The sequence below is a fragment of the Bradyrhizobium sp. BR 1432 genome, assembly GCF_051547705.1.
Lineage (GTDB): Bacteria > Pseudomonadota > Alphaproteobacteria > Rhizobiales > Xanthobacteraceae > Bradyrhizobium > Bradyrhizobium zhanjiangense.
In genome coordinates this window covers 584,797-605,183 of sequence record NZ_JBPUGF010000004.1, presented here as the reverse complement: position 1 = coordinate 605,183, position 20,387 = coordinate 584,797, and the positions used below count along the sequence as shown (strand labels likewise).

The window sequence follows — 20,387 nt, the reverse complement described above, 5'->3', positions numbered from 1 at the left end:
CAAAGTTCCAGTCGAAGCGGACTCTCGCTCTGAATTCCCGCCGCACCCATCAAGGGCTAGGCATAGAAGCGACGCTCGACGGTCACGCCGACGAGATCGAGATAGCGCTCCTCACGGCTGCCGAATTAGAGCACGAGCTGATCGGGCCCGAGCAGTGGATCAGCTCCGCGCCAGCCATGGGCAGCATTCCAACGGAGATATTGAATGTGCATCAACGCCCCTCTGCAGTTATTAAACCACAGATTGTAGCGCGGCGCATTAAACGAACGCGTGCTTCGGCGCTCTTGGTTACCCTGGCATGAAGGGTGTTGCCAATTCGCGCTGGATTCTCCGTAGGACCCCGGAGAAAAATGCGCGCTATGAAGCGATCGATACCTCGGCGTAATCGCCTGGTGATGCTCTCCGTAGTCTACCGGATGCGCGCACTTTCTCCGACGCGCAGCGGCCGCGCTGCATTATCTTTCGTCTTTGGAACCCGGCCAGCCTCGGCGGCGGTGCGAATGGCCGCAATATTGGCGGCGTATTCGGCGGCGCTCTTGCCGCGAAACACGGCGGACCCCGCCACGAGCGTATCGGCGCCCGCTGCAGCCACGGCAGCGGCATTGTCGCGCGTGATACCGCCATCGACCTCGAGCCGGATCGGCCGGTCGCCGATCATGGCCTTGATCCGTGCGATCTTCGCCAGCTGGGAGTCGAGGAAGGACTGGCCGCCGAAGCCGGGATTGACCGTCATCACCAGCACGAGGTCGAGACGATCGAGCACATACTCGATCGCGCTCTCCGGGGTCGCCGGACACAGGCTAACGCCGGCTTTCCTGCCGAGCGCGCGGATCGCCTGAAGCGAACGATCGAGATGCGGGCCGGCTTCGGCGTGCACGGTGATGACGTCCGCACCGGCCTTCGCGAACGCCTCGAGGTAAGGATCAGCAGGCGCGATCATGAGATGCACGTCGAAGACTTTCTTCGTCAGCGGCCGGATTGCCTTGATGATGTCCGCGCCAAAGCTGATGTTCGGCACAAAATGTCCGTCCATGACGTCGCAATGGATCCAGTCGGCCCCAGCCGTATCGATCGCCGCGATCTCTTCGCCGAGACGCGCGAAATCCGCGGCCAGGATCGAAGGAGCAATGATCATCTCTCTCGTCATCATTTTGCACTCCGCGAGTCGGCGCCGCCGCTGAAGACGCGGCTCGCCAGGACGTCAATGGGATCGATGGTTTCAAGGTCGGCGACGTCGAGCATGCGATCGAGATCGGACACCAGGCGATCGGCCTGCCGCAAGCGAATGCGGTCGACGGCGTTGCGGATCGAGCGCGCATTGGAGAAGAACGGCTGGGTCCGGCGTAGCGCGATGTATTTTTCGAACGTCTCGCGCGCCGCTGCCGAGAAGCGATAGCCGCGCTCCTTCAGCATCAGCTCGGCGATGACGAGCAGCTCGGCTTCGGCATAGTCCGGAAATTCGATGTGGTGCGCGATGCGCGAACGGAAACCGGGATTGGAGGCGAAGAAGCTCGTCATCCGCTCGCCATAGCCGGCGAGGATCACGACCAAATCCTCGCGCTGGTTCTCCATCACCTGGAGCAGGATTTCGATCGCCTCCTGGCCGTAGTCGCGCTCGTTGTCGGGGCGATGGAGATAATAGGCCTCGTCGATGAACAGCACGCCGCCCATCGCCTTCTTCAATATCTCCTTGGTCTTCGGGGCGGTGTGGCCGATATATTGGCCGACGAGATCGTCGCGCGTGACCGAGATCACCTGCCCTCGCCGCACGAAGCCGAGGCCGTGCAGGATCTTGGCCATGCGCAGCGCCACCGTGGTCTTGCCGGTGCCGGGATTGCCGGTGAACGACATGTGCAGCGTCGGCGGCGCGGAGACCAATCCCGCGCGCTGCCGAATGCGTTCGATCAACAGCAGCGAGGCGATCTGGCGCACGCGATTCTTCACCGGCTTCAATCCGACCAGTTCCTGCTCAAGCTGTTGCAGCGTGTCGGTGATCCCGGCCGCTTCGGCCTCCTTGCGGAGATCGAAACTGGTCTCGCTGTGTTCGGCTGTCGTTGCGTGGGGCACATCGAGCATCGGCACCTCGAAGAAAAGGGCTTCGCCGCGGGGGGAGCGGCGAAGCAGTGGTCCGCCAAGGATGCGGAGCAGGGAGAGCTCCGCGCGGAAGCGGATGCCTTAAGTTGACGCTTGCGCGGCCGGTCGGCGCACGGTCGTGTAACGGATTGCGCGGCCGCCCACCTCCTGCCGCACCAGCTCGAGCTCCGCCTCCTGCTTCGGCCGGTTGACGAGGAAGGAGATGCGCACCGATTCCCAGCCGTGGCTGGAATCGAAGCCGCTGATGCGGATGTAGCGGTCGCCGTACACCCTGCGGCACTCGGCGAGCTCCATCATCACGCCGGCGGCATCCTGGAGATCGAACATCGGCAGGCCCCACATCTCCCAATAAGTGTTGCGGGGATGCGGATCGTCGGTGAACTCGATGTTCACAGCCCAGCCTTTGGCGAGGCAGTACTGCACCTGGCTGTAGATCTGGTCATCGGTCAGATCAGGCAGGTATGAGAAGCAGCCCTGGGTCAGTTTCATGTCGAATCTCCTCAAACGGTTTCCAGCGCCGTCGGCACGAAGTCCGGCGTGTCGGTGGATTGATAGTTGAAGGTGACGTCCTTCCAGACTTCGAGCGCGGCCTTCAGCGGCGTGCAGGTCTCGGCCGCCTTGGCGAGGATCTCCGGACCTTCGTGGACGTAGTCGCGGCCCTCGTTGCGGGCGAGGATCATCGCTTCCAGCGCCACGCGATTGGCGGTCGCGCCGGCCGCAATGCCCATGGGATGGCCGATGGTGCCGCCGCCGAATTGCAGCACGACGTCTTCACCCAAGAGGTCGAGCAGCTGGTGCATCTGCCCGGCATGGATGCCGCCGGAGGCGACCGGCATCATCTTGTTCAGGCTCGCCCAGGACTGGTCGAAGAAGATGCCGTGTTCTAGCTTCGTCGGGTTAAAATCTTCGCGGCAGACGTCGTAATAGCCGCGCGTGGTGTTCGGATCGCCCTCGAGCTTGCCGACCACCGTGCCGGCATGAATGTGGTCGACGCCGGCGAGCCGCATCCACTTGGCGATGACGCGGAACGACACGCCGTGGCTCTTCTGCCGCGTATAGGTCGAGTGGCCGGCGCGATGGAGATGCAGAATCATGTCGTTGCGCCGCGCCCATTTCGCCATCGACTGGATCGCGGTGTAGCCGATCACGAGGTCGATCATGACCACGACCGAGCCGAGTTCCTTGGCGAACTCGGCGCGCTCATACATGTCCTCCATGGTGGCGGCGGTGATGTTGAGGTAGGTGCCCTTCACCTCACCCGAGGCTGCCTGCGCGCGGTTGACGCCCTCCATGCAATAGAGGAAGCGATCGCGCCAGTGCATGAAGGGCTGCGAGTTGATGTTCTCGTCGTCCTTGGTGAAGTCGAGCCCGCCCTTCAGCGCCTCATAGACCACGCGGCCGTAGTTGCGCCCCGAAAGACCGAGCTTGGGCTTGATGGTCGCCCCCAGCAAAGGGCGGCCGAACTTGTCGAGCCGTTCACGCTCGACCACGATGCCGGTCGCCGGTCCCTGGAACGTCTTCACATAGGCGACTGGGAAGCGCATGTCCTCCAGACGCAGCGCCTTGAGCGGCTTGAAGCCGAACACGTTGCCGATGATCGAGGCCGAGAGGTTGGCGATCGAGCCCGGCTCGAACAGATCGAGGTCATAGGCGATGTAGGCGAAGTAGGAGCCCGGCGAGCCCGGGACCGGATCGACGCGATAGCACTTGGCGCGGTATTTCTCCGCGGCGGTTAACCGATCGGTCCACACCACGGTCCAGGTCGCGGTTGAGGATTCACCGGCGACCGCAGCCGACGCCTCGATCGGGTCGACCCCCTCCTGCGGCGTCACGCGAAACAGCGCGATAACGTCGGTGTCCTTTGGCGTGTAGTCGGGCTCCCAATAGCCCATGCGCTTATATTCCATCACGCCCGAGCGATATCTTTCCTTGCCGCGAACGGTTCCTGCGTGTGCGTTCATGACTCTCTCCTGCTCTTCTCTCTGAATGACTAGGCAGCGACCGGTTCGCGGGCGTCGATGCGCGGATCAAGTTCGCCGGCGCGATAGCGCCGCGCCATCTCGCTCATCGGAACGACCTTGATCTTGCTGGCGTGGCCTGCCGTGCCGAACTGCTCGAAGCGCTCGCGACAAAGCTCGCGCATCGCATCCATCGCTGGCTTGAGGAACTTTCGTGGATCGAACTCGGAGCGCGCTTGCGCGGCGACCTTGCGGAATACCGCAGTCATCGCAAGACGGCAGTCAGTGTCGATATTGACCTTGCGCACGCCGCTTCGGATGCCGCGCACGATCTCCTCGACCGGCACGCCCCAGGTCTGCGGCATCTCGCCGCCGAACTGGTTGAACATGTCCTGCAGCGGCTGCGGCACCGAGGACGAACCGTGCATCACGAGATGCGTGTTCGGCAGCCGGCGATGGATCTCCTCGACCACCCGCATCGCCAGGATGTCGCCATCCGGCTTGCGGCTGAACTTGTAGGCGCCGTGCGAGGTGCCCATCGCGATCGCCAGGGCATCGACCTTCGTCGCGCGGACAAAATCGACGGCTTGGTCCGGATCGGTCAGCAGCTGGTCGTGGCTGACCTTGCCCTCGACGCCGTGACCATCCTCCTGCTCGCCGCCGCCATGCTCGAGCGAGCCGAGCACGCCGAGCTCCCCTTCGACGGATGCGCCGACCCAATGGGCGAGGTCGACGACACGGCGGGTGATCGCGACATTGTAGTCATAATCGGCCGCCGTCTTGGCGTCGGCCTTGAGCGAGCCATCCATCATCACCGACGTGAAGCCATGGGCTATGGCGGAGGCGCAGGTCGCCTCGTCATTGCCGTGATCCTGGTGCATGCAGAGCGGGATGTCGGGATAGGTCCGCTCCAGCGCATCTATCATGTGCGAGAGCATGAGATCGCCGGCATAGCTGCGCGCACCGCGCGAGGCCTGCATGATGACCGGCGCATCGACCTCGGCCGCGGCCTGCATGATCGCGATGCCCTGCTCCATGTTGTTGATGTTGAACGCCGGCACCGCGTAGCCGTGGCTGGCGGCGTGATCAAGCAATTGACGAAGGGTGATACGAGCCACGATTAATCCTCCTTATTGTTTCTTGCCGGCGATCGCCCGCCGGGCGGCTTCCGCAATGCTTTGCGGTGTGATGCCGAATTCGCGGTACAGCACGGGCGCCGGTGCCGAGGCGCCGAAGCCGCGCATGCCGACGAACTCGCCCTCAATGCCGATCCAGCGCGGCCAGTCACCCGCTACGGCCGCCTCGATGCCGATACGCGGTGCAGTACCGAGCACCGTGGCGCGATAGTCGTCTGGCTGTTCCTCGAACAGGGCGAAGCAGGGTGCAGAGACCACGGCTGCGCGGATGTGCTCGGTCGCGAGCAGGCGGGCCGCCTCCAGCGCGATCGACACTTCCGAGCCGGTCGCGATCAGCGTCACGTCGCGGCCGCCGTCAGGGGAGACGACGAGATAAGCGCCGCGCGCGACGCGATTTCTGCCGCGGACATCGCTGCGGAAGGTCGGCAAGGCCTGACGCGACAAGCACAACACGGACGGACGGCTCTCCGAGCTGAGTGCGCAATCCCAGGCTTCCAGCGTCTCCACCGCATCGGCGGGGCGGAACACCAGAAGGTTCGGAATCACCCGCAGTGCGGCGACATGCTCGACCGGCTGGTGCGTCGGGCCGTCCTCGCCGAGGCCGATGGAGTCGTGAGTCATCACATGAATCACGCGCAGCCGCATCAAGGCCGCAAGGCGAATCGCCGGCCGGCTGTAGTCGGAGAAGGCGAGGAAGGTGCCGCCATAGGGGATGAAGCCACCATGCAGCGCGAGGCCATTCATCGCGGCAGCCATGCCGTGCTCGCGAATGCCATAATGGATGTAGTCGCCGGCGAACGCCCCGCGCGCGACGGGAGTCTGCACCTTGGCATGCGTGAGGTTCGAATGCGTGAGGTCCGCGGAGCCGCCGACCAGGCCCGGAATCGCCCCGGCGATGCCGTCGAGCACCTGTTGCGAGGCCTGGCGCGTTGCGATCTTCGGACGCTCGCTGGCGAAGCGCTCGCGCAACTTCGCCGCAGCCAGCGCATAGGCGCCCGGCAAGGCGACGGCCTTACCCTCGACGAACAGGTCGCGCTGCTCGGGCGTCGCACGTTCGTAACGATCGAGCCAGGCGAGACGGGCGACCTGCCCGCGCTGTCCGATCATCCGCCACGCCTTCGAGATCGGGAGCGGCACCACGAAAGGCTGATAGTCCCAGCCCAGCGTCCGGCGCGCGGCCGCGGTCTGCTCAGTGCCGAGCGGCGCACCATGCGCCTTCTCGGTGCCCTGTCTATCAGGCGCTCCATAGCCGATGATGGTGCGGCAGGCGATCAGCGACGGCTTTGCGGTCTCCCGCTCCTCCGCGATCGCCTGTGCGATCGCTTCGGGATCGTGTCCATCGACGCGGCGCACCGACCAGCCGGAGGCGGCGAAGCGGGCGAGCTGGTCATCGGAGGTCGCGAGCGAGGTCGGCCCGTCGATGGAAATGCCGTTGTCGTCGAACAGCACGATCAGACGCGCGAGCTGGAGATGACCGGCGAGCGAGATCGCCTCCTGGCTGATACCCTCCATCAGGCAGCCGTCGCCGGCGATCACATAGGTGAAGTGATCGACGAGGCCGTCGCCATGCCGCGCATTGGCCATGCGTTCGGCGAGCGCCATGCCGACCGCCGTCGCAATCCCCTGCCCCAGCGGTCCAGTCGTGGTCTCGACGCCCGGCGTGTGGCCGTATTCCGGATGTCCCGGCGTCCTGGAGCCCCATTGCCGGAACGCCTTGATGTCGTCGAGGCTGACATCGCCGCCGGTCAGATGCAGCAGCGCATACGAGCAGCATCGAGCCGTGGCCCGCCGACAGCACGAAGCGGTCGCGGTCGGGCCAGTTGGGATGGGCCGAGTTCGAATTTGAGGAAGCGCGAGAACAGCACGGTCGCGACGTCGGCCATGCCCATGGGCAGGCCGGGATGGCCCGACTGCGAGGTCTCGATGGCATCGACCGCGAGGAAGCGGACGGCGTTGGCGAGATCGTTATGCGTGACCGCCGTAAGGTCGGCTTCGGCATGAACCGAGATATTCATCGGATCCTCCCGTTGTTGTCATTTCTGTGCGTCACTTCAGGCTCCGCTTGCGCTCGATCAGCTGCATGATCAGCGGCGTCAGGATGAGTTGCATCGCGAGATCGAGCTTGGCGCCGGGGCAGACGATCGAATTCGCGCGCGACATCCAGCTTTGCGGCAGCATCGAGAGCAGATAGGGGAAATCGATGCCGCGTGGGTTCTTGAAGCGGATCACGACCATTGATTCGTCCGGCGTCGGGATCCAGCGCGCGATGAACGGATTGGAGGTGTCCACCGTCGGCACACGCTGGAAGTTGATGTCGGTCTCGGTGAATTGCGGGCAGATGTAGTGGATGTAATCGGGCATCCGCCGCAGGATGGTGTCGGTGACGGCCTCGGTCGAATAGCCGCGCGCGCTGCGATCACGGTGCAGCTTCTCGATCCATTCGAGATTGATGACGGGCACGACGCCGATCTTGAGGTCGGCATAGCGCGCGACGTTGACCTTGTCGGTCACGACGGCGCCGTGCAGGCCCTCGTAGAACAGCAGGTCCGAACTCTCCGGCAGCCGCTTCCACTCGGTGAAGGTGCCGGGAGGCACGCCATGCAGCGCGGATTCCTCGGCGTCGTGGACGTAGTGACGCGTCGTCGCAGTGCCGGTCTCGCCATAGTCGCGGAACGCGCGCTCCAGCTCCTCGAACAGGTTGGTCTCGGGGCTGAAATGGCTGAAGTGCTTGTTGCCGCGCTCGGCCTCCTTCGCCATCTGCGCGCGCATCTCGGCGCGGTCGTAGCGATGGAACGCGTCGCCCTCGATGTAGACGGCGTTGACCTTCTCGCGGAAAAATATCTGCTCGAAGGTCTTCTTGACCGAGGTGGTGCCGGCGCCGGAGGAGCCGGTGATGGAGATGATCGGATGCTTCCTGGACATGGGACGCCTCGCTCAGAGCCGGAAGAATCCGCGCCGCGCGAACAGCGGTGCGGAGACGCTGGCAACCAACAGGGGATCGCAATGCAATTCCTCGACCCGCCGCACCTCGTTGCTCGAACCCATGATCAGCGGCACGCGCTGGTGCAGGCTTTGCGCAGACAGCTCGAGGATGCGCTCGCGCCCGGTCGTGGCCGAGCCGCCGGCCTGCTCGATGATCATCGCCATCGGGTGCGCCTCGTAGGTGAGGCGCAGGCGGCCGTCGCCATAGCCGGGGCGCGCGTCCGAGGGATAGAGGAACACACCGCCGCGGGTGAGGATGCGATAGGCCTCCGCGACCAGCGAGCCGATCCAGCGCATGTTGAAATCGTGGTTGGCGGGCCCTTCGACACCGGCAAGGCATTCGTCGATGAAGGCGCGCACCGGCGCATCCCAGTGTCGGCGATTGGACGCGTTGATCGCGAACTCCTCGCAGGCCTCGGAGATCTGCACGCCGCTGCGCGCGAGGCGGAAGCAGCCCGCCTTACGGTCAAGCGTGAAGATATCGACGCCGTCGCCGAGCGTCAGCACCAGCGAGGTCTGCGGGCCGTAGGTGACGAAGCCCGCCGCGAGCTGCGCCGAGCCGCGCTGATGGAAGGCGAGTGAGAGATCATCAGGCGCCGGCAGGATCGAGAAGATCGTGCCGACGGTCATGTTGATGTCGATGTTGGAGGAGCCGTCGAGCGGATCGATCGCGACGCAGATGCGGCCTTCGCGGTCGAACGATCTGAGCCTCTCGCATCTCCTCCGACGCCAGCGCCGCGATCGGCAGCCTGACGAGGCAGCGGCGCACGATCGCATCGGCCTGGACGTCGAGATCGCGCTGGACATCGCCGTCGCTGTTGCGGCCCGTCGTCAGGCCCGAGGCGTCGGCGAGATCGCCGGAGGCGATGAGGTCGGCAATCTCGATCGCCGCTGCCGCGATGGCATCGACTGCGGCCGCCACGGCGAGCGCGTGCGGCGCGGTCTCTGAGTACCGTTGAAGGTGGTCGTCCAGCCTGAGTTGCCCGGTCATCTGCGTCCATCCCCTTGCTGGCGCCGCATCCATTTCCCTCCCCCTTGGAGGGTCGATGCGGTCCGTCCCAGCACGACGAGATTGACAGGGCGAGCTTAATAAGGAAAATTTCTATTCATAATGAGCCTCAAAGAATTTTCTTATAATGGCCCCGGCCATGCGGCGACCCAGCTCCGGCATCTGACGATCCGGCAGCTGCGCTCGCTTGCGGCGCTTTCGGCCAAGGGCAGCGTGACGGCGGCCTCCAGCCATCTCGGGCTGACCCAACCGGCCGTGACCCAGCAGCTCCGCCAGCTTCAGGACCTCGCCGGCCTGCCGCTGGTGCAGCGGACCGGTGACGGCATGCTGCTGACGGAGGCTGGCAAGGAGGTGCTGGCGCTGGCCGAACGGGTCGAGGCCGCGATCATGGACTGCCAGGGCTCGCTCGACCTGCTGGCGGGGCGGACCGGCGGCACGGTGCAGCTCGGTGCGGTCTCGACAGCAAAATATTTCGTGCCGCACGCGATCGCGGCATTCTCGAAGCGCTATCCCAAGATCGAGATCAAGCTCACCATCGGCAACCGCGAGGAGATCCGCGAGGCCATGCACGGCTACGACCTCGATTTCGCCGTGATGGGTCGGCCACCGGCCGACGTCACGGTCGACGTCCGCCAGCTCGGGCGCAATCCGCATATCATCGTCGCGCGCAAGGGACATTGGCTGGAGAAGGATTCCGGCCTCAACCTGACCGATCTCGTGCACGAGACCTTCCTCACCCGCGAGCCGGGCTCGGGTACGCGGACGCTGATGGAAGGCATGTTCCAGAAGTCCGATCTCGAGCCGATCATCGGCATGGAGATGAGCAGCAACGAGACCATCAAGCAGGCGGTGATCGCCGGGCTCGGCATCGCCTTCATCTCGGCGCACACCGTGGCGCATGAGCTCGCCGAGGGCCGGCTCATCGTGCTCGACGTCGCCGGCCTGCCGATCGTCCGGCAATGGTACGTGATCCGCCGCAGCGACAAGGTGCTGCTGCCGCCGGCGCAGGCGATGTTCGATTTTCTGGGTTCGGAAGGCTCGAACGATCTGCCCGAGATGCCCGAACTCGGCGGGCGATAGGCAGCCGAAGCTCAGCTCATCAGCTTCATGGCGATCGTCGCGATCAGAACCACGATGATCTGGAGCAGGCGCTCCGTCGTGAAGATGCGGTTGAAGGTGATCATCGATTGCCCCGGCCGACGTGAAGGATCTCGTTGAGCCGTTGCTAGCACAGGCGCGCGCCGAGACAACTCCGAAATCGCCGCGTGGTGTCCCGTGCACGATCTGTCGATCGCAGCTTCGGCAAGATGGACCAAGGCCGCGCCGATGGTTAACAATCAGGCCGCGAGTGGGGCGGCGTAATCCGCGCGTGCCGCGAAATAGGCTTCCAGCTCCGACAGCGCCCGCGCCTCCCAATCCCTCGCCTGCTCCAGCAGCGACCAGCTCTGGCCCGGGCGGAATGCAGCGGTCTGGCGATAGAGCGATGCGATGCCGCGGTAGCGGCGCACGTTCTCCAAGATGGCGTGCCCGGTTATTTGGCCGTTCATGTCCGAAAACTCCCTCGTCATTCCCGCGGGAGAAACTGCGGCCAAATCTTTTTCGAAAAGTTAGCGGCGCGCGGCAAGCTCGCGGATGGTTGCCGAACTGTTGCGCGCGCGCAACGCGTACGGTCGTGCAAAGCCGACTTATTGCGGATTCGTTGCCGCGCTCTCGCCCGGGCGCTTCAGCCCGCAGCGGCTGACGATCGCCATCGTCTCGCGGCAGAGATCGGCGAGGCCGATCAGCAGCACGGCCAGCAGGCAGAACAGGTTGATGGAATCGGTGTTCGCGCTGGTCAGCGAATTGAACTCGAAGAAGGGCGGCATGAACGCCCACCACACCAGCGGAATGGTCAGCAGCGTGGCGAGGGTCGCCGCCGGCACGCCTGCGACAAGCCCGAGCACGAAGAGGCCGGGCAGGAACGCCGCGAAATAGAGTTTTGCGCCGAGCGCGACACAAATTCCCTGAAGCATCGCCGACATCGCGACGGCCACGAATCCGAGCAGAAACGCCTGCCACGACCATGGCCGTACCTGCGGTACGCCAAACAGCCCCGTACGCCTCATCAGCCTCCCCCTGCCGCCTGTTAACCAGGTCCGCTTGCGACCAAAGTACTACAGCGGCGGCCGGACCGCGAGATGGAAATTGCGGCCTCGCGGCGTTGGTAAACGGGCCGTATCGCACCATTCCGGCCATGCCGGCGGCTACTCGGTGGCCGCATCGAGCAAGCCGGCCACCGGCAGGGCAAGGCCAATGGCCGATGCCATCGTCCAGCCGCCTTGCGCGAAGGCGAAGGCCCCGAGCGCGGAGCCGGCGGCGCCAGCGGCGAAGAACGTCGCCATGTAGAGGCCATTGAGGCGGCTGCGGTGCTCGTGCCCGAGCAGGAAAATGGCGCGGAAGCCCAGCACCACATTGCCCTGCACGCCGATGTCGATCGCGATCGCAGCCACTGCCAGGCAGGCGAGGTTCAGCAGCGATCCGGCCGCGCCGACATGCGTGATCAGGAATCCGACAGCCGCGAGCAGCATCGCGACCAGCGTCGCGATTCGGCTATGGCCGCGATCGGCGAGCCGTCCTGCGATCGGCGCCGCGAACACGCCGGCGACGCCGGCGAGCGCGAACAGCGCGATGCCGCGTTGGGTGAAGCCGAACGCGTTCGCGAGCTGGAGCGGCGCCACCGTCCAGAACAGCGTGAAGCAGCCGAACAGGCTCGCCTGGTAGAGCGCGCGGCGGCGCAGCAGCGGCGTCGTGCGCACCAGCTGCGGCATCGACAGCAGCAACGCGCCATAATGCATCCGCGCGACCGGCTTGCGCGTCGGCAGCGTCACCCAGAGCACGGCTGCGAGCGCGATCATCAGCGCGGCCGAGCCGAAGAACACCGCATGCCACGATAGCGCCGCCGTGACGAAGCTCGACACCGGGCGCGCCAGCATGATGCCGAGCATCAGGCCGGTCGAGACGTTGCCGACGACGCGGCCGCGGATGGCCTCGGGCGCCAGATGCGCGGCATAGGGAATGATGATCTGCACCGCGACCGAGCCGAGCCCGATGAACAGCGCGGCGATCAGGAATGGCAGTGCGTGGGTCGCGAACGCCGCGGCAAGCAGTGCCGCCGCCCCGAGCGCGATGACCGAGCAGATCAGCGAGCGGTTCTCGACGAGATCGCCGAGCGGCACGATGAAGAGAAGCCCCACGCCATAGCCGATCTGCGTCATGGTGACGATCAGCCCCGCGGCGGCATGCGACAGGCCCAGCGCCGCGCTGATCGGTGCGATCAGCGGCTGAGCATGATAGATGTTGGCGGCGACCATGCCACAGGCCGCGGCAAGCACGAAGGTCAGGCGTTGCGACACCGCATCCGGCGCGGTCTCGATCGTGGCATTCATCGTCATTCGCATAAACTCCATGAATAGGGAATGACTATTCCCTATTATGACAAAAAATTCAGGCGAGCAGCTTCATCGCGACGGCGACGAGGCGCATCCCGTCGAGCGGCAGGCGCGCCTTGCCGACGACGCGCATGCCTTGCGTGATGCAGATCATCAGCCGCGCGGTGTCGTCGGCGGCGACATGGCGGGGAATCGAGCCATCGGCCTGCCCCTTGCGAATGAGGCCGGCGATGAAGCTTTCGTTTGTCTTGAGCTGCGCATTGACGCGGGCGCCGACCACCGGATCGAGCGCGGACAGTTCGACCGCGCTGCCGACGACCAGGCAGCCGCGCCGCCCCTCGGTGCCCTGGGAATGGTCGACGTAGGACAGCAACACGTTGCGGATTTGCTCGCGGCCGTTTGCGCCGCGCGCCGCAGCGCTGCGCGTCTGCTCCTGGCGCAGCGTGGTGTAGCGTTCGAAGGCGGCCAGAAACACGGCATGCTTGTCGCGAAACGCCTTGTAGACGCTCCCCGTGGCCAGCCGCATCGCCGCGGTGAGGTCGCCGATCGAGGTGGCATGATAACCGCGCTCGCGAAATACGCGCACGGCCCTGTCGAGCGCGGTGTCCATGTCGAACTCCCGGGGGCGGCCCGGAGGACGGGCGGCGGGCTGAGATCGGCGGGGGGCTTTTTGCATTGCGGAATGATAGGAAATGATCGTTTCCGAATAAAGACACTTGGTTGTGAATGGAGGGGCGGCGGAGGGGCGCTCGGACAAGCAGACCACCACGCTCGTGTCCCGGATGGCGGCACGGAATGCTCGGAGACATGGGCCCCGGCTCTGCAGCGCATCGCTGAAGGGCGCTGCGCTGCGTCCGGGGCACGAGAGAAGAGTGAGGCATGCTCTCTCAACGTCGTCATTGCGAGCGCAGCGAAGCAATCCAGAATCCCTCCGCGGCAAGACTCTGGATTGCTTCGTCGCAAGGGCTCCTCGCAATGACGGAGTATGGAGCATCGGCTCCGCCATCGGAAAAGCAGCGTCGCAAGGTAAGGCACGAAGCCAATCACGCCCTCGGCGGCACCGGCGTCCCATCCGCCATGGTGGCCACGCCCTTCCGCTCCACGATCATCCCATAGGCCCGTGGCCGGCGGTGAACGTCGAAATTGAACGTCGTCCGCTTGTAGGAATTGCAGAGATCGAGATCGCAGCGGGCGAGCGCGATCTCGTCGCCGTTCGTCGTGCAACTCGCAACGATCTCGCCCGAGGGCGCGATGATGCAGCTGCCGCCGATGTGCTCCACGCCCTCCTCGATACCGGCCTTGGCGACGCCGACCACGAAGGTGCCGTTCTGATAGGCGCCGGCCTGCATCACCAGATGGTTGTGAAACAGCGAGAGATGGTCGTGCTCCGGTGCGGGCGGATTGTGCTCTGGCGTGTTGTAGCCGATCAGCACCATCTCGACGCCCTGCAGGCCCATCACCCGGTAGGTCTCGCTCCAGCGGCGGTCGTTGCAGATCGCCATGCCCATTACGCCACCGAACGCGCTGGTCACACCGAAACCTGCGCCGGGCTCGAAATAGCGCTTCTCCAGATGCTGGAATTTGCGCCACGGCTCGTGCTCGGCATGGCCCGGCAAGTGGACCTTGCGATATTTCAAGACGATCGCGCCGCTTCTGTCGACCAGGACGGAGGTGTTGTAGCGTCTGGCGATCCCGGCCTCGACCGTCAGCTCGGCATAGCCGAGATAGAACCCGATGCCGAGCTCGCGCGCGAGGTCGAACAGGCCTCGCGTCTCCGCCCCCGGCATTTCGCGCTCGAAGAATTTGTCGATTTCGGCCTGATCCTCAAAATACCAGCGCGGAAAGAACGTGGTTAGCGCGAGCTCGGGATACACGATCAGGTCGCAGCCGTCTGCGTGCGCCCGGTGCATCATGGCCATCAACCGCGCCACAACCTCGGTCCTCGTCTCGCTTTTCGCGATCGGGCCAAGCTGACCGGCCGCAACATTCACAAATCTCGCCACGTGTCTTTCCTTTGTTCGCTTTGCGGTTCGTCGATACCGCGGAAACGCCCTCGACTTCGCGGGTAGGAATCAAATTCTGTGCCTGCAGGTCTCATCATGCGATTGTGCGCCATAACAAGGGAACTTCGTTGCCAATCTGCAACGGTTCCCCACCGTCTGAAGCCGGACAAAAGAAACTCCCATTCCGGCCACGAACCGCTCTCACAACGCCGTGAGACCAGCAGGGGAAATACGATGCGTGCACAGCGCGTTTGGAAAGTGAATGGGGCCGCCAGCATCGGGCAGCTCCAGTCGAGACTGGACGAGCTGAACAAGCGGCTCGGCCAACTCGAAAGCCAGCATCCCGAGGGCTGGAAGATCGAAGAGCTGAGATCGAGCGCGCTCAGCCTGTCGCGCGAGATCGACGACATCCGCTGCGCGGAGGCGACGGCCGCCCTGAGCGAGCTGCTGCGCAAGTAATCAGGGCAAGTCATCAGGCCTTTCGCGATTCGCGTGTGCCGCAAGGAACCAACCTCGCGCACCACCATTTCCATGCTGAACATGGAGCAAGACCATGACCAGGCATCTGTCGCGGGCCCATCTCGCGCGCGGCGTCACCGGCGCGATTTCCACGCTGGTGCTGTGCGCGACGGCGGCATTCACCATCGCGCGCCACTTTGCGCCGTGAGGGATTTCGCATGACGTCCGACCCCGAGGAGTCGGTGAGGCTGCAAGGCTATGGCGAGATGACGTTGCGCACCGCGATCGCGACGCTGATGGCGCTCGCGCCGCGCGACCGATCCGACGCCGCCATCTTCCGCGTCCGCGACGGCTCGCGCTTGGCCACGCGCGAGATCACCGACCTCGCCTCGGAATGGGGCATGACGCCGCTGGCCGACGTCAGGTCGCCAAGTCTCGTCCCGGCCCCGCACTGGCCCGACATCGTCCGCGGCATGGTGCGCGAGGCGCCGCTGCCGTCGCTGATGCTGGCGTTTTTGGTCGGCGTGCTGGTGACGCGGCGGTGATCTCGTTGTGCTTTGCGGCCCAGGCCGTTGCCGTGGGCGACGCGGGCCAAACAGCCAAAACAGGCGGCCGGTCAACCAACCCAACGCATGGCGGACGGCCAGAACACCGACGTCACGCCGCCGCGCGGCCCGATTTCGCGCGTTGCTCCAGCGCGTTTATCGTCGACACGAGATTCTCACGTCGCGCGCGAAGGTTCATCGCGAGCAACGGATAGGACGGGTCCTTCTCGTCAAACACCCCGGCCTTGGCCTCTTCTTCGAGGATGTCGGAATTCATGAGCTGAACGCGCCACCACAGATCCGCAATCAGCGCGCTGAGCCGAAGCTCTCCGGTAGAGCCGAAACGGGACACTTCTTTCATTGTTTTGCCTCAACCTGAAACAGTCCCTCCGCTAGGGGCTGCCTTTGGTCCTGACTGAGCAAACAGAGTGCCAGGGCTGCGGGCGGGTCGGACTGCGGGCGAGTCGGACCGGGCGCGGCGTCACCGGCGGCAGCACAATTTATTCCCTCTGTGTGAAGTATTTCACACGCTTCACGCGAGCGACCTCGCTAGGCTGAGCTACTGGAGGCGAGGCTCGTCCCGCCGCGATTGCAACGAAATTTGTGAAAACTCGACCGTTCGGCCGCACGCAAAGCTGCGCCGGCGCAGGCATTTTTTGATTGTGTTTTGAATTAACCGGCCACATCGCACCGCGCGAGGGAGGCCGGGAGCGTGAGCTTAGCGGGGGGATTCCGATGCCAATCAGCATCTTGCGCACTCGTGACGGCAAGCTCGATCAAGCAAGCCAGCACGATTTCGACGCCCTTGCCGGCCGCCTTGCGGCGCAGCCATCAAAGGTGTTGCTTCATTTGCATGGCGGCCTGGTGAACGAGGCGGCAGGCCTTGAGACCGCGCAACGTTTGAGCGGCATGGCACCCGCAGGCTTCGGGCTCGGGCCCGACTGGGAGCAGATCTATGTCGTCTGGCGGACGGGCGCGCTCGAAACGCTGAAGACGAACTGGCAAGATCTCTTCAACAACGATCGCATCTACCACACGGTGCTGAAGAAGCTGATCGGCTTCATCGGGTTTTGTCGCGAACGGATGCGGCGCGGCATTGATCAAGGCATTTGAGGCAGGCCGGCCGTCCCTGCTTTGCGTGTCGGGGCACAGCGCCGGCTCGATCTGGGCCGCGGCACTGATCCGGGCCCTCGCATCGATAGCCAATCCTCCCGACGTCCGGCTCGCTTTCCTTGCGCCCGCCGTGCGCATGGATGAGTTTGCCGACGTTCTTCAACTGGGAACGCCATTCGTCCGCGCATTCCGCATGTTCACGATGAACGACGAGTTGGAGCGTAAGGATGCGGTCCTCGGTCCCGGAACCGCCGCCATCTATCCATGCTCGCTGCTCTACGTGATCTCCGGTGTGCTCGAGGACCAACGGGCGGAGGCGTTTCCGGACGCGCCGATCGTCGGGATGCAGCGCTTCCTCGGCTCCGATCCTGCGTGGCTCACTGATCCCAGGCAGATCGCGTCGGCGCGCGCTGTCCTGAACTTCCTGACCTCTCCCAACCACGGCGTGGTCTATGCGACCACGGAAGGCAACCCGGGACTCTCCTCTCTCGCCACATCGCACGGCGCATTCGACGATGATCAAATGACGCTTGCGAGCGTGGTCACTTTCTTCGGGTGATCATGATGAACGCGTGCGCACTGGTTGTCGGCATCAACAACTACCAGAAGCCCGGCATTCCCACCCTGTTTGGTGCCGTTGCCGATGCGGCGGATTTTGCGGACTGGGCACTGGATCCCGCTGGCGGCAATGTCGAGTCCCAATCATTTGTACTTCTGGACCTCGCCGGCCCCGGCAGCACCGTCAGCCAGGCTTGCGGCTTTCCTTGCAAGTCCGACCCTCTGGGTCAACGACACCACTCCTGATCTCAGCAGGCCTCCACGGGCCCAGGAGATTTCGGACACTGCGCTCATGATGTCGAAAAATCTGCCAAGCGCGACGCCGGCGATCACACGCATCTACGTCTTCATGGCCGGCCATGGCGTGCAATCCGTGGCGATCGGCATCGAGCGCGACGCGCAAACCTGTTTTGTCGCCGGCGACTTCAATCGTGACTCGGCCACATATGGATTGATCCCATGCGACGACCTGCGGCGCGGTCTTCTTCAGATGGGCTACTTCTCGGAAGCGATCATGTTCTTCGACTGCTGCCGCAGTCCGATGAATTTGAACGACCCGGCGCCTCTACTGCCTTGGCCGCGCGGTGCGGGACAGGACGCACCCTTTGGCATCGGCCGGGCGGCGAAGCGCGGCGCCAAGGCCTTTGAGACGCCGGAGAAGGCGCCAAACAGGGGGGCGTTCTCGACGGTGCTGATGGAGGGACTTCGGCGCCACCGCAATGCTGCGAACCAGCTGACGCTCAACGATCTCGAGGTCTACGTCTCCAACACCATTCAATCCGTCCTCGATGAGAGCCGGCAGTATCCCTATTTCGATATCGACCCCCGAAACCCTCCCTTCTGCGTGCTGCAGACGCCGGTGGCGAGCCCCACCGTTCCGATCGACATCACGTTCGAGAACGGCGCCACACCCAGACCGCTGCAACTTGTCGGGGCGGATGGCACGGTCATCAAGGCAGAGATCAACGGCACAGCGCGCATCGAAGCGCCGGCTGGCACGTTCTATTCGCTCGAGACGCCCGACCATAGATTCTCGCACCCTTTCAAGCATGATGGACCGGAGCCGACCCATGTCAAAGTCTAGCTCGCTCCCGGATCTGACAAAGCTTTCGGCAGACGGCCCGCCCGGCATCGAGATCCAGATCATCGACGGGCACTATCAGATACGCGCTCGCGGCACGGAACGGGTCGAAAAGCTGCTGCCGCAGGGAATCTATATCGTCCGCTGGCTGCTGCCGGAAAAGCCCGAAGAGAAGTTCGTGCGCTTGCTGCCGTCCGCACCCCAGAATGTCGAGTTCTCGGGAAATGCGGCGCCGCCCGCGAATTCCGCCAGAGACCTGTTCGCGCGCGCTGCCGCCACGGCGGAAAAGGCTCCGCAGCAACAGCAATCGGACATTGTCATTCTGGTGCGCAATCGAGGCAATGTCAGCCCCGGTTCCACGGACCAAGAGAATGACGTACGCCTGTTCGATCGCGACGAAATCGCGATGCAATCCGACAGCAGCGCACTCGCGGCTGCGCAGACCGAGCGGCTCGATGCCGGCGCCGTCGTGTTGCAGGCATACCGCGTGCCCGCGGGCAATTACCGCATTCGCTACAGGACCAGCACCGGGCTTCAACTCGATCAGACTATTGTCGCCATCGAGGGGAGGCGCACGCTCGTGTTCCTGACCCGCGAAGCCACCGAGACCCTCGTCTCGGCCGGCGACAAGTTCGAACGTCACAGCTTTTATGGCGTCAATCCCGAGCGCACTGTCGTGCTGACGGTGCCAATCCAGGCTGGGCCCGTCCCCCAACGAATGATGTGCGGATGGCAGAGGTGCTGCTGGATGCGCTCGCGATCGGCGGCGACCCGCTGGATGCGCGGATGCTGAAGCGGCTGGACGCCCCCGACGTCGACCCCTTGCTGCGCCTCTATGCGGCCGGCCTCATCGTGTCGCAACTCGCGCGCAAAGGCTCGCCCGCGCTCGATGATCCCTATCCCGCCGGCTCGGGTCCCTCTTCAAGGTCAGCCGGCGATCCGGATTTTGAGAACCGATGGCGCGGCAAGGCGCTCGATCTGATTAAGGGGATCGTCCCGCAAGACAGTTCGCCGGATTTGTTTTCGCTGCGATGGGAGCTGGGTCACAGCACGGAAGGCCGATTGACCGCGCCGACGATGCTTGCGATCAGCTGGGAATGCGCCGCACGGCACAGCGCGGGCACAGAGAGCGCCGTACCCGATACGGCCAGCTTCCGCGGCGCATCGCTCGGCCGCGTCGCGGCCGGACCCTGGCTCGCATGGCGTCCGAGTGCGGCAAGGGAGACGTCGCTCCTCGAAGACACCCCGAAGGCCGCGCCGAAATCATTGAATGATGCATTTTCAGAATTCGCCTCCGGACTGGACTTGGCACTTCCCCCGAATACGGACTTGCCGGCTCTGCATGACACGCTGAGCAAGCTCTCGCTGAGCACGCGCGGACTTATCTCGGCAGCGCGCGATCTGAATTTCGCACCGAACCTGACCAAGAGTGCCGCGGCAAGCCTCGCGGGAACACTGTTAACACCGGCCGGACAGCTCCGGGACCGCCTGCAACAGGCCACCCAAGAGCTGGCAGCCGCAAAGACAAACCCGCCGCCGAGCAGCTCGTCGTCCGCAGCGGAGCCGCCCGCCCTGCATCGTCCGATCACTCGTTTCGACGATCCCCAGAAAGGCCGTTTCGGCGGCCAATCGGAAAAGGACGGCTTCGCGTTAAGAGCGAGCTTTGCGGAGACCAATGATCCCAAATGGGTCCAGATCAACCTGGTGGTGACGGCGGCCCCGGGCGAGCCGCAAACGGCGACCGAAGCCGAGTTCTTTCTGCATGACACGTTCCGCCGCGAGCGCGTCAAGGCGCCGTTCCGGCAAGGAGAGGCGCATTTGCCGCTGCGCGCCTTCGGCGGCTTCACGGTGGGTGTGTGGATTGCGTCGCATCAGGTGGAGCTCGAGCTCGACCTTGCCGAGCTGCCGGATGCGCCGACGATCGTGAAGGAGTGGTGAGCGGTTAGATCTGGCCAGACGAGCCGTCGTCCCAGAAACCCCGGCCGTTTGGATCATCCCGCTGCCGACGAGCCATGCCACGC

At 64.5% G+C, this 20,387-nt stretch carries 21 protein-coding genes and 2 pseudogenes; 9 read left to right on the top strand and 14 right to left on the bottom strand.

Annotation, left to right across the window (positions count from 1 at the left end):
- Nucleotides 1-409 precede the first annotated feature (409 nt).
- The 8 genes and pseudogenes from rpe to ACSKB8_RS43735 form a co-directional block, all read right to left on the bottom strand.
- Entirely contained in the window at nucleotides 410-1,147 is a 738-nt protein-coding gene (gene rpe, locus ACSKB8_RS43770; RefSeq protein WP_438111795.1) for a ribulose-phosphate 3-epimerase, read from the bottom strand.
- Nucleotides 1,147-2,076, bottom strand: coding sequence for a CbbX protein (cbbX, locus tag ACSKB8_RS43765; protein ID WP_438111648.1), 930 nt, complete (start codon nucleotides 2,074-2,076; stop codon nucleotides 1,147-1,149). The genes rpe and cbbX overlap by 1 nt, the downstream gene beginning before the upstream one ends.
- A gap of 99 nt (nucleotides 2,077-2,175) precedes the next feature.
- Entirely contained in the window at nucleotides 2,176-2,583 is a 408-nt protein-coding gene (locus tag ACSKB8_RS43760) for a ribulose bisphosphate carboxylase small subunit (RefSeq protein WP_438111646.1), read from the bottom strand.
- Between the two features lie 11 nt (nucleotides 2,584-2,594).
- Nucleotides 2,595-4,055, bottom strand: coding sequence for a form I ribulose bisphosphate carboxylase large subunit (locus tag ACSKB8_RS43755; RefSeq protein ID WP_128935354.1), 1,461 nt, complete (start codon nucleotides 4,053-4,055; stop codon nucleotides 2,595-2,597).
- 29 nt (nucleotides 4,056-4,084) lie between these two features.
- Complete coding sequence (gene fba / locus ACSKB8_RS43750; RefSeq protein ID WP_091892520.1) at nucleotides 4,085-5,170, bottom strand: class II fructose-bisphosphate aldolase; 1,086 nt, start codon at nucleotides 5,168-5,170, stop codon at nucleotides 4,085-4,087.
- Nucleotides 5,171-5,182: 12 nt separating this feature from the next.
- Nucleotides 5,183-7,203, bottom strand: a pseudogene (gene tkt, locus ACSKB8_RS43745) (transketolase).
- Between the two features lie 31 nt (nucleotides 7,204-7,234).
- Nucleotides 7,235-8,110 carry a phosphoribulokinase gene (locus ACSKB8_RS43740; RefSeq protein WP_438111644.1) on the bottom strand — a complete coding sequence of 292 codons (876 nt, stop codon included), beginning with the start codon at nucleotides 8,108-8,110 and terminating at the stop codon, nucleotides 7,235-7,237.
- Nucleotides 8,111-8,122: 12 nt separating this feature from the next.
- Nucleotides 8,123-9,161 (bottom strand): annotated as a pseudogene (locus tag ACSKB8_RS43735) (class 1 fructose-bisphosphatase).
- 120 nt (nucleotides 9,162-9,281) lie between these two features.
- Here ACSKB8_RS43735 and ACSKB8_RS43730 point away from each other — a divergent pair.
- Nucleotides 9,282-10,259 carry a LysR family transcriptional regulator gene (locus ACSKB8_RS43730; protein ID WP_438111642.1) on the top strand — a complete coding sequence of 326 codons (978 nt, stop codon included), beginning with the start codon at nucleotides 9,282-9,284 and terminating at the stop codon, nucleotides 10,257-10,259.
- Nucleotides 10,260-10,516: 257 nt separating this feature from the next.
- On the opposite strand, the gene ACSKB8_RS43725 is transcribed toward ACSKB8_RS43730, so the two are convergent.
- The 5 genes from ACSKB8_RS43725 to ACSKB8_RS43705 all read right to left on the bottom strand — a co-directional run bounded on the left by ACSKB8_RS43725 (nucleotide 10,517) and on the right by ACSKB8_RS43705 (nucleotide 14,610).
- A complete protein-coding gene (locus tag ACSKB8_RS43725) occupies nucleotides 10,517-10,726 on the bottom strand; it encodes a hypothetical protein (RefSeq protein ID WP_091892639.1) in 210 nt (69 codons plus the stop codon).
- A 138-nt stretch (nucleotides 10,727-10,864) separates the two neighbouring features.
- Nucleotides 10,865-11,284 (bottom strand): DUF4118 domain-containing protein, encoded by a 420-nt coding sequence (locus ACSKB8_RS43720; protein ID WP_249760300.1) that lies wholly within the window; start codon nucleotides 11,282-11,284, stop codon nucleotides 10,865-10,867.
- A gap of 138 nt (nucleotides 11,285-11,422) precedes the next feature.
- A complete protein-coding gene (locus tag ACSKB8_RS43715) occupies nucleotides 11,423-12,610 on the bottom strand; it encodes an MFS transporter (protein WP_438111639.1) in 1,188 nt (395 codons plus the stop codon).
- A 52-nt stretch (nucleotides 12,611-12,662) separates the two neighbouring features.
- Nucleotides 12,663-13,217: a TetR/AcrR family transcriptional regulator gene (locus ACSKB8_RS43710; RefSeq protein WP_438111638.1), complete on the bottom strand. Its 555-nt coding sequence runs from the start codon at nucleotides 13,215-13,217 to the stop codon at nucleotides 12,663-12,665.
- Between the two features lie 433 nt (nucleotides 13,218-13,650).
- Nucleotides 13,651-14,610, bottom strand: a complete 960-nt coding sequence (locus ACSKB8_RS43705; protein ID WP_438111636.1) for an N-carbamoyl-D-amino-acid hydrolase — start codon at nucleotides 14,608-14,610, stop codon at nucleotides 13,651-13,653.
- Between the two features lie 234 nt (nucleotides 14,611-14,844).
- Here ACSKB8_RS43705 and ACSKB8_RS43700 point away from each other — a divergent pair, with 234 nt between their 5' ends.
- Both ACSKB8_RS43700 and ACSKB8_RS43695 read left to right on the top strand, forming a co-directional pair.
- Nucleotides 14,845-15,069, top strand: coding sequence for a hypothetical protein (locus ACSKB8_RS43700; RefSeq protein WP_438111634.1), 225 nt, complete (start codon nucleotides 14,845-14,847; stop codon nucleotides 15,067-15,069).
- Nucleotides 15,070-15,287: 218 nt separating this feature from the next.
- Nucleotides 15,288-15,614, top strand: coding sequence for a hypothetical protein (locus ACSKB8_RS43695; protein WP_091892543.1), 327 nt, complete (start codon nucleotides 15,288-15,290; stop codon nucleotides 15,612-15,614).
- 112 nt (nucleotides 15,615-15,726) lie between these two features.
- Here ACSKB8_RS43695 and ACSKB8_RS43690 read toward each other — a convergent pair whose 3' ends face one another.
- Nucleotides 15,727-15,975: a hypothetical protein gene (locus tag ACSKB8_RS43690; protein ID WP_438111632.1), complete on the bottom strand. Its 249-nt coding sequence runs from the start codon at nucleotides 15,973-15,975 to the stop codon at nucleotides 15,727-15,729.
- 374 nt (nucleotides 15,976-16,349) lie between these two features.
- Here ACSKB8_RS43690 and ACSKB8_RS43685 point away from each other — a divergent pair, with 374 nt between their 5' ends.
- The 6 genes from ACSKB8_RS43685 (at nucleotide 16,350) to ACSKB8_RS43660 (ending at nucleotide 20,304) form a co-directional block, all read left to right on the top strand.
- Nucleotides 16,350-16,727 carry a hypothetical protein gene (locus tag ACSKB8_RS43685; protein WP_438111630.1) on the top strand — a complete coding sequence of 126 codons (378 nt, stop codon included), beginning with the start codon at nucleotides 16,350-16,352 and terminating at the stop codon, nucleotides 16,725-16,727.
- Nucleotides 16,711-17,286: a hypothetical protein gene (locus ACSKB8_RS43680; RefSeq protein WP_438111629.1), complete on the top strand. Its 576-nt coding sequence runs from the start codon at nucleotides 16,711-16,713 to the stop codon at nucleotides 17,284-17,286. Before ACSKB8_RS43685 ends, ACSKB8_RS43680 begins: the two co-directional genes overlap by 17 nt.
- 2 nt (nucleotides 17,287-17,288) lie before the next feature.
- On the top strand, nucleotides 17,289-17,531 hold the full coding sequence (locus ACSKB8_RS43675; protein WP_438111627.1) for a hypothetical protein: 243 nt from the start codon (nucleotides 17,289-17,291) through the stop codon (nucleotides 17,529-17,531).
- 127 nt (nucleotides 17,532-17,658) lie between these two features.
- Nucleotides 17,659-18,369, top strand: coding sequence for a hypothetical protein (locus ACSKB8_RS43670; protein WP_438111625.1), 711 nt, complete (start codon nucleotides 17,659-17,661; stop codon nucleotides 18,367-18,369).
- Complete coding sequence (locus ACSKB8_RS43665; RefSeq protein WP_438111623.1) at nucleotides 18,335-19,159, top strand: hypothetical protein; 825 nt, start codon at nucleotides 18,335-18,337, stop codon at nucleotides 19,157-19,159. Before ACSKB8_RS43670 ends, ACSKB8_RS43665 begins: the two co-directional genes overlap by 35 nt.
- Nucleotides 19,096-20,304 (top strand): pYEATS domain-containing protein, encoded by a 1,209-nt coding sequence (locus tag ACSKB8_RS43660; protein WP_438111621.1) that lies wholly within the window; start codon nucleotides 19,096-19,098, stop codon nucleotides 20,302-20,304. The genes ACSKB8_RS43665 and ACSKB8_RS43660 overlap by 64 nt, the downstream gene beginning before the upstream one ends.
- Nucleotides 20,305-20,387: the final 83 nt, after the last annotated feature.